This window comes from Pediococcus ethanolidurans (assembly GCF_964062635.1).
Lineage (GTDB): Bacteria > Bacillota > Bacilli > Lactobacillales > Lactobacillaceae > Pediococcus > Pediococcus ethanolidurans.
Map to the genome: position 1 here is coordinate 377102 of NZ_OZ061250.1, position 14172 is coordinate 391273.

At 41.0% G+C, this 14172-nt stretch carries 7 protein-coding genes, 1 tRNA gene and 3 rRNA genes; 1 reads left to right on the top strand and 10 read right to left on the bottom strand.

What is annotated here, in order from left to right:
• Window positions 1–86 precede the first annotated feature (86 nt).
• The 10 genes from AB3219_RS01855 to AB3219_RS01900 all read right to left on the bottom strand — a co-directional run bounded on the left by AB3219_RS01855 (window position 87) and on the right by AB3219_RS01900 (window position 12730).
• Entirely contained in the window at window positions 87–1028 is a 942-nt protein-coding gene (locus AB3219_RS01855; RefSeq protein ID WP_308704609.1) for an IS3 family transposase, read from the bottom strand.
• Window positions 965–1501: a helix-turn-helix domain-containing protein gene (locus AB3219_RS01860; protein WP_011005829.1), complete on the bottom strand. Its 537-nt coding sequence runs from the start codon at window positions 1499–1501 to the stop codon at window positions 965–967. The genes AB3219_RS01855 and AB3219_RS01860 overlap by 64 nt, the downstream gene beginning before the upstream one ends.
• Before the next feature lie 290 nt (window positions 1502–1791).
• Window positions 1792–3027 (bottom strand): cytosine deaminase, encoded by a 1236-nt coding sequence (codA, locus tag AB3219_RS01865; protein WP_260365724.1) that lies wholly within the window; start codon window positions 3025–3027, stop codon window positions 1792–1794.
• A complete protein-coding gene (locus tag AB3219_RS01870; RefSeq protein ID WP_260365723.1) occupies window positions 3027–4394 on the bottom strand; it encodes a cytosine permease in 1368 nt (455 codons plus the stop codon). Before AB3219_RS01870 ends, codA begins: the two co-directional genes overlap by 1 nt.
• Window positions 4395–4613: 219 nt before the next feature.
• Entirely contained in the window at window positions 4614–5699 is a 1086-nt protein-coding gene (locus AB3219_RS01875; RefSeq protein ID WP_367369252.1) for a hypothetical protein, read from the bottom strand.
• Between the two features lie 341 nt (window positions 5700–6040).
• Window positions 6041–6114: transfer RNA gene (locus tag AB3219_RS01880), tRNA-Thr, on the bottom strand.
• A 99-nt stretch (window positions 6115–6213) separates the two neighbouring features.
• Window positions 6214–6330: ribosomal RNA gene (rrf, locus tag AB3219_RS01885) — 5S ribosomal RNA — on the bottom strand.
• A 92-nt stretch (window positions 6331–6422) separates the two neighbouring features.
• Window positions 6423–9346 (bottom strand): 23S ribosomal RNA (locus tag AB3219_RS01890).
• Window positions 9347–9580: 234 nt separating this feature from the next.
• Window positions 9581–11158, bottom strand: a 16S ribosomal RNA gene (locus AB3219_RS01895).
• Together the 16S, 23S and 5S rRNA genes with 1 tRNA gene alongside form the textbook arrangement of a ribosomal RNA operon.
• 378 nt (window positions 11159–11536) lie before the next feature.
• Complete coding sequence (locus AB3219_RS01900) at window positions 11537–12730, bottom strand: PLP-dependent aminotransferase family protein (protein WP_057807966.1); 1194 nt, start codon at window positions 12728–12730, stop codon at window positions 11537–11539.
• A 169-nt stretch (window positions 12731–12899) separates the two neighbouring features.
• Between AB3219_RS01900 and AB3219_RS01905 the strand changes: the two genes are divergently transcribed.
• A complete protein-coding gene (locus tag AB3219_RS01905) occupies window positions 12900–13805 on the top strand; it encodes a LysR family transcriptional regulator (RefSeq protein WP_367369253.1) in 906 nt (301 codons plus the stop codon).
• Window positions 13806–14172 lie beyond the last annotated feature (367 nt).

Below are 14172 nucleotides of genomic sequence, written 5' to 3' on the forward strand. Positions count from 1 at the left end.
TCTCACATAAACCCAAAATAACCATGCAATATACTCATTAAAAAAATCCCAACCGATGAAGTGAACCCTTAAAATTGGACAAATTGTTAAGCTGCTTTTTGAACGGCGAGTTCTCGGTATTTTACCGGGGGCTTGCCGTTTAATTTTGTTTTGATACGACGGTTGTTATAGAAGTCTATCCAATCTTTCATTGCTTGAATTAGGCTAGTTTTATCTTCAAAATGTTCATCCATCATTTCTGCTTTCATAATATGAAAGAATGACTCCATTACTGCATTATCAAGGCAAGTCGCTTTACGAGACATACTTTGGAATGCATGATGTTCTTTCAAGAGCGTTCGCCATTGGCGATGTTGATACTGAAAGCCTTGGTCAGTATGAACTGTTGTCCGATAATTTAGTGCCGGAAGTCCTTCTAAAGCTTCTTTGAGCGGTTTAATGGCGAATTCAACTGTTGGATGTTCACTTATATTAAATGCTAAAATTTCTCCAGAGAATAAATCTAGTACCGGTTCCAAATAAACGCGTTCATTTGTTCCCATAGATCCATATCGAAATTCACTGACGTCTGCTACAAGTTTTTGATAGGGTCTGTCGGTCTTAAAGCGACGCTTTAACCGATTAGGGGCAATCCTACCAACTAATCCTTTATACGAGTTATATTTACGAGTTTGGCGATTAAAGGCATGACATATCCAGGCATGTTCTTGCATAATACGTAAAACCCGCTTGTGATTTATCTGAAATCCTAAATCATGCAGAGCACTTGTAATTCGACGGTACCCGTACTTCTTTGTGTATTTTAAATCTTGTTGTCGAATTTCATCAATTGCTTGAATAACTTGATCGTCATTGAATTTTCGACCTTCATGATTTCGAGTGTAGTAATACGTGCTACGCGGTATTTTAATTACTTTGAGAATCAATTTAATTGATACTTGGAATATTTGCCTCAACTCAGTCGCTATTTTCGAGATTTCCTTTGTGCTGATTTTTTCCGAGCTAAGGCTTCTAATTTTTTTAAGTATTCATTCTCAATCTTCAACATTTGATTCTCTTTTTGGAGTTGCTTTAAAGTATCTTTTGTTGTTGAGTTGTCCTTTTGGACAACTGGTTTAGCGTTCTCATTCTTGTGTTTTGCCATATTTTTCGAGTTGCCTCGCTTTCGCTCAAGCCCTTCAATTCCTAATGTCTCAAATCGCTTTTCCCATTGCCAAATTGTACTTGGCGAGGATAAATTAAAGTGTAAGGCGGTTACTGGAAGTGAGGCCTGATTTTGTTTCCTCCAGTTTAATACATCAACTTTAAACTGACTAGTGTATTCTAAGTCCATGGCTTTTGGCTGAAGTCCTTTAATACCAAATCTTTCAAATCGCTGAATCCAAATTGAAACGGTAGCCTTGCTGCCAATCCCATACTTTCTCGCTAGTGAATAAGCTGCCTGACCACTTAAATACTCGGTGACAATCTTAACTTTAAAATCGAAATTAAATTTACTCATAAATGAAACCCCCAAAATTGGATTTTTCTGTCCAACCTTGGGGGTTCACTTTACGATTAGCGATCATCGGTTGAGGTTTTGTCTGTTCTAACTATATTAACTAAAGGTTGAAAGCACAAAAATACATCTCATTACCTAATACAAAAGCGTTCATGTTAACAAAATTAGATTTAAATGCCGTCCTACGGCTCACCCGGTCTGGAAGATGGTAATTTAATCTGATTTTGTTACTATGAACGCTTTTACATCAGACAATAAGATGTGTTTTTATTCTTTCAACCTGCAGCCATTTAAAAGTTTAATTTTACTTCTTTAGGTTTAGTTTCTACCAAAACCTTTCCCTGACGAACTGAATATAAGACCTCAGAACGTTCATTTAATGCGTTATAAAAGTTATTATTATTTAAAATAATAAAATTGGCAGATTTTCCAACCTCAATGCCGTAATGATCTGTGATATGCAGTGTTTTAGCTGCATTATTCGTCACAAAGTTATATGAATCCTGAATACTTTGATATCCCATTAGCTGTTCTGCATGAATGCCCATGTGAACTGGATCCATCATATTACCGTTTCCCATTGGGTACCAAGGATCCTTAACATCGTCTTCGCCAAACGAAACATTGATTCCAGCCTCTGTCAGTTCTTTGATTCGGGTAATCCCACGTCGTTTAGGATAAGTATCAAAGCGGCCGCCTAAATGAATATTAACAAGTGGGTTAGAAACCATATTGATTTTAGCCAGTTTCAGAAGTCGGAAAAGTTTATAGCAATAAGCATTATTATATGATCCCATTGCCGTCGTGTGACTAGCCGTAACTCGGTCGGCCAAACCGGTCTCATATGCCAAGGTAGCTAATACTTCCAAATTACGTGAATTTGGATCATCAATTTCGTCACAATGCACATCAATTAAGCGATCATATTTCTGAGCTAACTCTGCGATATAATGCAACGATTGAACCCCATAGTCACGCGTAAATTCGTAATGGGGAATTCCTCCAATTACATCGGTGCCCTCTTTGACAGCTGTTTCCAGTAATTCTTTTCCGTGTGGGTACGACAACACCCCTTCTTGAGGAAAGGCAACTAATTGTACTTCAACAATATCTTTCATTTCCTCTTTAACTTCTAACAGGGCTTCCAATGCCGTCATGGTTGGATCCGTTGTATCAACATGACTTCGAACAACTTGAATACCATTCTCAACTTGTTTTCTAATCGTTGCCTTTGCTCGCGTTTTAACATCTTCTTTAGTTAAAGTTTTCTTACGTTCCGACCAAATTCGAATGCCATCAAATAAGGTACCAGTTTGATTCCATTCTGGATCACCAGCTGTTAAGGTCGCATCTAAATGGACGTGCGAATCGATGAATGGTGGCAAAAGTAACTTTCCGTTGGCTTCAATTATCTTTTCATTTTCATGTGCGGTTAATTGTTTGCCAATTTCAGTAAATTTACCGTCTTCAATCCGAACATCTTGTTTCTGATCATTATTTTCAATATAAACATTTTTAATTAACATTATTTTTCCTCCCTATTTAAAATCAATTTCATCACAACATAATAAACTAATCCAACCAAAATCATATCGATAAACGTGGCACCAGTATAATTTTCAATCCAACTGACTTTTTGCAATAAAAGATACACGACAACGCCTAACACCCAGAGACCAAACGCCAACCAGTGAATCCCACCTTGATACCAGTAATGACCACCCTTTCGCGAAAGTTCTTTAGGTTGATAATTACGTTTCCGAATTAAATAGTAGTCAACACACGTGATACTGATAATTGGTCCAAGAACCATCCCAACGTAGTCTAGAAATGCCGTGAATGTATCTAGAAAACTACCCACAAAAACCGGAACAAACGTTACAATTGTCGCTAAAATGGTCACAATCCAAAGCGATTTTTTCAAACTTATTTTGGGAAACATATTGTTTACTGCTGATCCTGCTGCCTGCAAGTTTACAGCGTTTGCAGTCATGCTAGTCAAGACAATCACAATCATCGCAATTGATCCTAAACCTAATCTATTCGCAATTGTACTAGGGTCCGAATTGTTTGCGTCATATACTCCAGAAGTAATCGCAATACTAATCGTCGCAACTAGTCCAATAAAGGCAAACCAGAAAACACCAATATCCGCACCAATAAATGGTGCCGTAACTGCAATATGTTTTTTATTGGTAAACCGGGTGAAATCTGCACCGGCAGTTACCCAGGCCAAATTAAAGGCGGCCAAAGTATCAATTGCTGCACCAAAAGGCATTTTTTGAGCACTGGGTACTTTCCAGTTCGCAATTTGAGAAAAAGACACATCACGAAAAACAACGACCGATTCCCAAAGAACGAAAATAATTACAAGAATTATCCCTATTCGTTCAATAATTTGAATCGACCGTTGTCCGGAAGAAATACTTATTAAATGGAGAATACTCATTACTAAAATACCGAATATCAACCCTTTATTGCCACCAGGTTGACCATAAACGGGCCAGCCTAACAATGAATGTAAAATATATGACATTGATGTCGCAGCTATAAATGTATTGACAGCTGTCCATCCCACAAATTGAGTCACATTAACCAATGAAGGAACAATACTGCCACGAATACCAAAAGAAGCACGTGAAATTGCCATTGTAGTGGCACCAGTCTTGTAGCCCATATAACCAACAAGTGATAAAAATATGTACGAAATACTTGAAGCAATAATTAGTGCCTTGATGCCACCCCAGAATCCACAGGCAGCAATAATACCACCAACAAACCATGTTCCATTATTAGCATTAGCTCCAACCCAGGTGGCAAACATATCCCAATAAGACATGTGTCGATGCTCTGTCGGTACAATATCTACCGCGTATCGATCTTTGGTTTCCATAAGAAAATCTCCTCCTTAGAATTTTTACACATTTTTATTGATTATACGCTTCTCAAGAAAAAAATCGAGAACTTTTTTAAAGGGAGTTACGGAAATTTCGTCTACATGGAAGTAACGATGCTTGTTGAACTATGTTTAAAATTTTTCAATTAATTTCGAAAATCAAAAAAAGACGAGTATATCGTCTTTAGTATTTGTTAAATATTTTGGAAGTAATTCTCATTCAGAAACGTCATCAAAATGAGGACGGTTATTTTCAGTTTGAATAATTTTAAGGTGAAAAATCTTAATAAAGTTAACTTGGTAAGTGGCCCAAAATGAAAAAACGAGAAAAATTCCAACCAGAATGATAATGATTCCGAAAATGCTTTCTAAATTAGCTTCCATAAGTACCATAAAAATACTTACTAAAACGGTGGTAATTATAATACGAGTAACAATGAATATTGTATATAAGCAGCGTGCTCGCTTTGTAATTTGTTGACGCCTTTGCTGGTAAGCAACATCAGTTTTAACAAATATTGGGATTTGCAAAGTATTGCGTCGAAGAAAAATTTTCCGTCCACTTACAGTCGAATGCCAACCAAGTTTGTAAATTATCCAATAACTTAATTCTGATAAACTCAGTAGTATCGGGGTTGCTAATCCAAAATAGACAAACATGCCATTTAAATCACCAGTTACAGTCAGTTTAGTTATTATATAACTAGGCACACGCCATGCTAAAACAGCTGCAATAATCTCCAAAAATGTCCAAAAATACCAAATCACCTTGGAGTTAGTTTGCGTAAATTTTTGCTTAAATTCAATATCAGCCTTAATATAATCAAATTGCTGCGAATGCGTTTCAAATTCTTCTTGAAAAGTATTTATATAAGTAATTCCTTGTTCGATAATAAACGTAGCTTCTTCGATTGCTCTACTTGAAGCTCCTACTAAAGGAAAAGCGAATGTATCCTTACCATCAACCGGCGACTTTAAAGTTATAACGAGTGTCGTAAGCAAGTAGCGTTGACTTGTTGACACATTCGTAATATTGTTCCACTCGATTAAGAACCGTTTTCGTTTCAAAAAAGGCATGCGATTTTTGATTCCATTTGTGGAGAATTCTAAAAGAATTGGTTGCGTTATTCTATAAAGTATCATCACTGTTCCCCAGCCAAATACCGCCAGTACAAATAATCCCATGAAGTAATTATGATGATCAAAATAGGTAATTAAGGCTCCAGCTGACATTAAAATCAGATCCAAAAGAAGATAAACTAATTGTGGTAGCAAATGTGATTTTATAACTACACTTTTCATAATGATCTCTCTTATCGTTATTTATTAATATAATACTATTCTTATTTTTATAATATTAGCATAAAATTTACCTATTTTAAGATTTAAGCAAAAAAACGACGAAAAATTATATTTTCAGTCGTTTCTTTGTTGTTTATATAATTAACTAAAGATTGAAACTACAGAAATACAACTCGTTGCCTAATACAAAAGCGTTAATGGTAATAAAATTGGATTAAGATGTCGTCTTCCAAACCAAGTGAACTGCACGCCAGCAGTTAGATTTTTTTATAGGCTAAGTTGTTTAATATCAGTTACTGAAATAGTTTTGGTACTTTCAATATTTAGTACTTATTCATGAAAGCCACTTATCGGATTCGGACCGATGACCCCTTCCTTACCATGGAAGTGCTCTACCTAGCTGAGCTAAAGCGGCATAAATGGCCCAAATAAGTATACCATATTCGGAAATTTCTCAACAATGGCCTAAATTTGGGTAAAAAAAAAGCTTCCAATTAAGGAAACTTTTTAAGTTGCATGGCAACGTCCTACCCTCGCAGGGAGCGATCCCCCAACTACTCTCGGCGCTAAGAAGCTTAACTTCTGTGTTCGACATGGGAACAGGTGTATCCTTCTCGCTATCGCCACCACACTTCTCCGATCCACCTTCGTGGCTCGTGTGAAAGAAATTTATTCTCTCAAAACTAAATAATATCGAATCCTTCTCTTTGAGAACACCACTTTGTGGTTAAGTCCTCGACCGATTAGTATTGGTCCGCTCCATGTATCACTACACTTCCACTCCCAACCTATCTACCTGATCATCTCTCAGGGGTCTTACTTCCATAAATGGAATGGGAAATCTCATCTTGAGGCGAGTTTCACACTTAGATGCTTTCAGCGTTTATCTCATCCATACATAGCTACCCAGCGATGCTCCTGGCGGAACAACTGGTACACCAGCGGTATGTCCATCCCGGTCCTCTCGTACTAAGGACAGATCCTCGCAAATTTCCTACGCCCGCGACGGATAGGGACCGAACTGTCTCACGACGTTCTGAACCCAGCTCGCGTACCGCTTTAATGGGCGAACAGCCCAACCCTTGGGACCGACTACAGCCCCAGGATGCGATGAGCCGACATCGAGGTGCCAAACCTCCCCGTCGATGTGAACTCTTGGGGGAGATAAGCCTGTTATCCCCAGGGTAGCTTTTATCCGTTGAGCGATGGCCCTTCCATACGGTACCACCGGATCACTAAGCCCGACTTTCGTCCCTGCTCGACCTGTCTGTCTCGCAGTCAAGCTCTCTTCTGCCTTTACACTCAGCGAATGATTTCCAACCATTCTGAGAGAACCTTTGGGCGCCTCCGTTACTCTTTAGGAGGCGACCGCCCCAGTCAAACTGCCCACCTGACACTGTCTTCCGCCACGCTTAGTGGCGCGAGTTAGAGGGTTCATACAGCGAGGGTAGTATCCCACCAACGCCTCCACCGAAACTAGCGTTCCGGTTTCTATGGCTCCTACCTATCCTGTACAAGCTGTACAAACACTCAATATCAAGCTACAGTAAAGCTCCATGGGGTCTTTCCGTCCTGTCGCGGGTAACCCGCATCTTCACGGGTATTATAATTTCACCGAGTCTCTCGTTGAGACAGTGCCCAGATCGTTACGCCTTTCGTGCGGGTCGGAACTTACCCGACAAGGAATTTCGCTACCTTAGGACCGTTATAGTTACGGCCGCCGTTTACTGGGGCTTCATTTCAAAGCTTCGCCGAAGCTAACTCATTCACTTAACCTTCCAGCACCGGGCAGGCGTCAGCCCCTATACGTCATCTTACGATTTTGCAGAAACCTGTGTTTTTGATAAACAGTCGCCTGGGCCTATTCACTGCGGCTGATCTTGCGATCAGCACCCCTTCTTCCGAAGTTACGGGGTCATTTTGCCGAGTTCCTTAACGAGAGTTCTCTCGCTCACCTGAGGATACTCTCCTCGACTACCTGTGTCGGTTTGCGGTACGGGTAGTTAAACTCTAACTAGAAGCTTTTCTCGGCAGTGTGACATCAGGAACTTCGTTACTTTAAATTTCACTCCCCATCACAGCTTGTCCTTAAGACTGAAAGCATTTAACTCTCAATCAGACTTGCTGCTTGGGCGCACATATCCAACCGTGCGCATTCCTTAGCCTCCTGCGTCCCTCCATTGTTCAAACAAGTTTAACTAGTACAGGAATCTCAACCTGTTATCCATCGTCTACGCCTCTCGGCCTCGACTTAGGTCCCGACTAACCCTGGGTGGACGAGCCTTCCCCAGGAAACCTTAGTCATTCGGTGGACAGGATTCTCACCTGTCTTTCGCTACTCATACCGGCATTCTCACTTCTAAGCGCTCCAACAGTCCTCACGGTCTGCCTTCGTTGCCCTTAGAACGCTCTCCTATCACGCCACCTTACGGTGGCATCCACAGTCTCGGTAATATGTTTAAGCCCCGGTACATTTTCGGCGCAGAATCACTCGACTAGTGAGCTATTACGCACTCTTTAAATGATGGCTGCTTCTGAGCCAACATCCTAGTTGTCTATGCAACTCCACATCCTTTTCCACTTAACATATATTTAGGGACCTTAACTGGTGGTCTGGGCTGTTCCCCTTTCGACGATGGATCTTATCACTCACCGTCTGACTCCCGGACATAAATCAATGGCATTCGGAGTTTATCTGAATTCAGTAACCCAAGACGGGCCCCTAGTCCAAACAGTGGCTCTACCTCCATGATCCTTAATCCGAGGCTAGCCCTAAAGCTATTTCGGAGAGAACCAGCTATCTCCAAGTTCGTTTGGAATTTCACCGCTACCCACACCTCATCTCAGCACTTTTCAACGTACACGAGTTCGGTCCTCCAGTGCGTTTTACCGCACCTTCAACCTGGACATGGGTAGGTCACTTGGTTTCGGGTCTACATCTACATACTCAGTCGCCCTATTCAGACTCGCTTTCGCTGCGGCTCCGTTTTTTCAACTTAACCTGGCATGTAAACGTAACTCGCCGGTTCATTCTACAAAAGGCACGCCATCACCCCTTAACGGGCTCTGACTTCTTGTAGGCACATGGTTTCAAGAACTGTTTCACTCCCCTTCCGGGGTGCTTTTCACCTTTCCCTCACGGTACTGGTTCACTATCGGTCACTAGGGAGTATTTAGCCTTGGGAGATGGTCCTCCCGGATTCCGACGGAGTTACACGTGTTCCGCCGTACTCAGGATCCTGAACTGAGGGATCTTCATTTTGCCTACGGGGCTATCACCCGCTCTGGCCAGTCTTCCCAGACTGTTCGGCTATGAAAATCTTTGGTAACTCAAATGTTCAGTCCTACAACCCCAGGAAGCAAGCTTCCTGGTTTGGGCTGTTCCCCGTTCGCTCGCCGCTACTTAGGGAATCGATATTTCTTTCTCTTCCTGCGGGTACTGAGATGTTTCAGTTCCCCGCGTCTACCTCCAACCACGTTATGTATTCACGTGGTGGTAACAACGGATTAATGTTGTTGGGTTTCCCCATTCGGAAATCTCCGGATCAAAGCTTACTTACAGCTCCCCGAAGCATATCGGTGTTAGTCCCGTCCTTCATCGGCTCCTAGTACCAAGGCATTCACCATGCGCCCTTTATAACTTAACCTAACTTTACCTGCGGTAAAGTGGTTTTGAGTTTAGCGATTATTTTTTGAACTAATCTTGTTTTAAAACTCTATAAAACGCAATGTTCTCGGTTTAATTACATTATAATAAATAATTAAAATTAGAAAATTTTTCGATATTATTTAGTTTTCAAAGAACAAATTTTGAGAGTAAACCTCTCAAAACTAAACAAAGTTTCGACAATGTGTAGGTTTCCGTTTCTAAATATCCTTAGAAAGGAGGTGATCCAGCCGCAGGTTCTCCTACGGCTACCTTGTTACGACTTCACCCCAATCATCTGTCCCACCTTAGACGGCTAGCTCCCGAAGGTTACTCCACCGGCTTTGGGTGTTACAAACTCTCATGGTGTGACGGGCGGTGTGTACAAGGCCCGGGAACGTATTCACCGCGGCATGCTGATCCGCGATTACTAGCGATTCCAACTTCGTGCAGGCGAGTTGCAGCCTGCAGTCCGAACTGAGAACGGTTTTAAGAGATTAGCTAAACCTCGCGGTCTCGCAACTCGTTGTACCGTCCATTGTAGCACGTGTGTAGCCCAGGTCATAAGGGGCATGATGATTTGACGTCGTCCCCACCTTCCTCCGGTTTGTCACCGGCAGTCTCACTAGAGTGCCCAACTTAATGCTGGCAACTAATAATAAGGGTTGCGCTCGTTGCGGGACTTAACCCAACATCTCACGACACGAGCTGACGACAACCATGCACCACCTGTCATTCCGTCCCCGAAGGGAACGCCTAATCTCTTAGGTTAGCAGAAGATGTCAAGACCTGGTAAGGTTCTTCGCGTAGCTTCGAATTAAACCACATGCTCCACCGCTTGTGCGGGCCCCCGTCAATTCTTTTGAGTTTCAACCTTGCGGTCGTACTCCCCAGGCGGAATGCTTAATGCGTTAGCTGCAGCACTGAAGGGCGGAAACCCTCCAACACTTAGCATTCATCGTTTACGGCATGGACTACCAGGGTATCTAATCCTGTTCGCTACCCATGCTTTCGAGCCTCAGCGTCAGTTGCAGACCAGAGAGCCGCCTTCGCCACTGGTGTTCTTCCATATATCTACGCATTTCACCGCTACACATGGAGTTCCACTCTCCTCTTCTGCACTCAAGTCTCCCAGTTTCCAATGCACTTCTTCGGTTAAGCCGAAGGCTTTCACATTAGACTTAAAAGACCGCCTGCGCTCGCTTTACGCCCAATAAATCCGGATAACGCTTGCCACCTACGTATTACCGCGGCTGCTGGCACGTAGTTAGCCGTGGCTTTCTGGTTGGATACCGTCACTGCATGAACAGTTACTCTCACACACGTTCTTCTCCAACAACAGAGTTTTACGACCCGAAAGCCTTCATCACTCACGCGGCGTTGCTCCATCAGACTTGCGTCCATTGTGGAAGATTCCCTACTGCTGCCTCCCGTAGGAGTCTGGGCCGTGTCTCAGTCCCAATGTGGCCGATTACCCTCTCAGGTCGGCTACGTATCACTGCCTTGGTGAGCCTTTATCTCACCAACTAGCTAATACGCCGCGGGTCCATCCAGAAGTGATAGCCGAAGCCATCTTTTAAAAATCAACCATGCGGTTAATTTTGTTATGCGGTATTAGCATCTGTTTCCAGGTGTTATCCCCCACTTCTGGGCAGGTTACCCACGTGTTACTCACCCGTTCGCCACTCACTTTATAGTTAAAATCATCTTCGATGCAAGCATCTCAAAATCAATTAACGAAAGTGCGTTCGACTTGCATGTATTAGGCACGCCGCCAGCGTTCATCCTGAGCCAAGATCAAACTCTCATATTATACTTGAGTTTTAACAAGCTCATTTGTTGTTTCATTGTTTAAAGCGAATTGACTTCGCAAATTGTTTGCTTCAAAATTTTCATTTGAAGACCCTACACATTTTGTTTCGTCGAAACTTTGTTCAGTTTTCAAAGGTCTACCAATTGTTGAAGTTGAAAATTTCTTTTCTTCCTTGCGACAACTTTATAAGTATATCATCTGGATAAAAGCTTGTCAAGAAAAACTTTTAACTCTTTTTTTAATTAGCAAGCAAATCTCCGTCAGACAACGTATATAAATATACCAAGTCACAAACATTTCGTCAAGCATTTTTCACAATATTTTTTGAATTGTTTCATTTTTTGCTGAAAATAACTGTGTTTTATACCTATACCAATTTTAGATTGACTGCTTTTGATAGCTATCGGACAAGCAGTTTCCTAGTCTTTTAATTCCTGAATCAATTTGTGAAAGTGACACACTGCTAAAACTAACTCTTGCACCATTTTTATGCGCTTTATCAGGAAAAAGATTAGTCGAAGGAATTACCATCACATGAAAAGCAGGCTTAAAACTCATTATTTGCATATTATCTAAGTCATAGTTTTGAGGAGCTGTAATCCATGTGAAGAAACCACCCTTAGGATCTGTATAACTTATATTTTCAGGCATGTAGTTTCTCATCGCTGTCATCATGGCATTCTTTTTAATTCTGTAACTTTTTTGCAATTTGGTTAAGTGACTTTCAAGACTATATTTAGATAGATAAGCATTGACCGTTTGAATCATTAAATTAGAAGTCTCCAAATCTGCTCCGGCTTTTAACTCTTTCAATCGAGAGAAGATCTCGCCACTTGCCGTTAGCCACCCTAGTCGTAAGGCGGGTGCCAAAATTTTAGAAAAGCTTCCTAATTGAATCACACGATCCTGTGTATCTAACGATTTTAAAGTTGGTAAAGATTTCCCTTCATATCGTAACCAACGATAAGGAGCATCTTCCAAAATCAAAACATCATAACGATTGGCCAATGCAATTAACTGTTTTCGCTTTTCCAATGACATGACAACTCCTGTGGGATTTTGAAAATCTGGAATCGTATAAATAAGTTTAACTGATTTCTCAATCAAAATGCGTTTCAATTCAGTTAAATTCATCCCATCATTTTCCATGCTAACTGAGTAATAGTTTGGTTCATAGGCATCAAACGCTGCCAGTGCGCCAATATATGTAGGACCCTCTACTACCAGACCATCACCCTTATTGATAACTAACTTTGCAACAAGATCCAATCCCTGCTGTGCCCCTTGTGTCATCATGATCAGTTCCGGATTTGTTACTGTTCCATCATTATTTAGTAATGACGCAATTTTTTCTCGCAAATCTATTGATTCTTCACCCACTTGATATTGTAAGGGTGAATGCTGATTTGAAATAGCAATTTGAAAACTATCAGCCAATTCTTTACTTGGGAACAAGGTAGCATCAGGAAATCCGCCAGTAAACGAAATCATTTCTGGATCCTGGCTTGGATAAATTGCATTCAATCCGCTCTTTGAAGTCAACGAAACACGACTGGCAAACTCTTTTTTCATCGTAAATTCCTCCATGATTTTTGTCTTGCTTATTGACTCTATGATACTAATTATTTAATATGAAGTAAAACTCAACGTTCTCAATATAACGTGAATGTTTTTCATCGCTGCAACAATACATTTAATCAAAAGCGCTGTTCTCTACTATATATAGAAGGAAGTATATTAAATGGCTAACTTTTCATACGAAATATTCGCTCAAGTTGTCACAACCAAAAACTTTGGTCAAGCTGCAAAAACATTAAATGTTACCCCAAGTGCAGTCAGTCATGCTATCAGTCAATTAGAAAATGAGCTTGGCTTTCCACTATTCATTCGAAATCGCACGGGGGTTGAGCTCACACCAGATGGTCAGCAAGTACTGCCCCTAATTCAACATATTTTAAATAGTGAAGCACAACTAAAACAAGTGGCCGATCAAATTAGGGGTTTAAATCTTGGTAGTGTTCGCATTGGCGCATTCAGTAGTGTTTGTATTAACTGGTTGCCAACCATCATTCGTCAGTTTAAGAAAAAATATCCTGGTGTTGAAGTCACTATTACTCAAGGAACCTTCTCCGAAATTGCAGAAATGACCCGCGTCGGTTCTGTTGATATTGGTTTTGCAACGCTACCAGTAGATTCACAACTTCAAACCGAGTCACTAATTGATGATCCCATTTATTGTGTCACTCCTGCAGATTTCGTGCCCAAAAATAAAACCTACATTACAACGGATGATATCGGTGACTATCATTTCATCCTTCAACAAATTGACTATGACCGTGACACAAAGAAAACACTTGATCAATATAATGTTGCACCAAAAGCCATTACTTATTCCATTGATGACCAATCAATTCTTTCAATGGTAGAAAGTGGACTTGGTTTTGGAATTCTACCCAAACTTGCCCTGCAAAAATTAACTGGCGATGTAAATGTTTATCCTTTCTCACACCAATACAATCGTACAATCTGTCTCAGTGTTAATAAAACACAAGCTGACTCTCCATCCACAAAACTAATGTTGTCTGAAATTCACGACTACTTAGCTCAACGTTACCAAAAAGAATATCTTGGCCAACCTGCAAAATAAATTATTTTGCTTGTTAAACAAGGAACTGATCATAAGCATGACTCCTGCATCCGTCACACTTTTTTACCTTTCTCCGCTGAGCTTTAGGGCAGTTTCACAAGTCAGTCGTAAAAAGCTAAGTAAGATTCCTGTGGGATCGCGATCCCACCTCCAATCGCCCTTCTCTGTTTTTTTCGCTAAGCCTTAGGACAGTTTCACAAGTCAGTCGTAATAAGCTAAGTAAGATTCCTGTGGGATCACGATCCCACCTCCATCTCACTTAGCTTTTTACGACTACCCGACTTGTTTCACTCACTACTTTTAGGACTGCTCGGTAAAACAATAGGCATTTCATAAACTCGTCTCCCGCGGGATTGCGATCCCGCAT

What these genes read in the sequence shown, in the direction of transcription:
- AB3219_RS01860 (WP_011005829.1), bottom strand. Translation starts at nt 1,501, where the DNA reads ATGAGTAAATTTAATTTCGATTTTAAAGTTAAGATTGTCACCGAGTAT.
- AB3219_RS01905 (WP_367369253.1), top strand. Translation starts at nt 12,900, where the DNA reads ATGGCTAACTTTTCATACGAAATATTCGCTCAAGTTGTCACAACCAAA.
- codA (WP_260365724.1), bottom strand. Translation starts at nt 3,027, where the DNA reads ATGTTAATTAAAAATGTTTATATTGAAAATAATGATCAGAAACAAGAT.
- AB3219_RS01875 (WP_367369252.1), bottom strand. Translation starts at nt 5,699, where the DNA reads ATGAAAAGTGTAGTTATAAAATCACATTTGCTACCACAATTAGTTTAT.
- AB3219_RS01870 (WP_260365723.1), bottom strand. Translation starts at nt 4,394, where the DNA reads ATGGAAACCAAAGATCGATACGCGGTAGATATTGTACCGACAGAGCAT.
- AB3219_RS01900 (WP_057807966.1), bottom strand. Translation starts at nt 12,730, where the DNA reads ATGAAAAAAGAGTTTGCCAGTCGTGTTTCGTTGACTTCAAAGAGCGGA.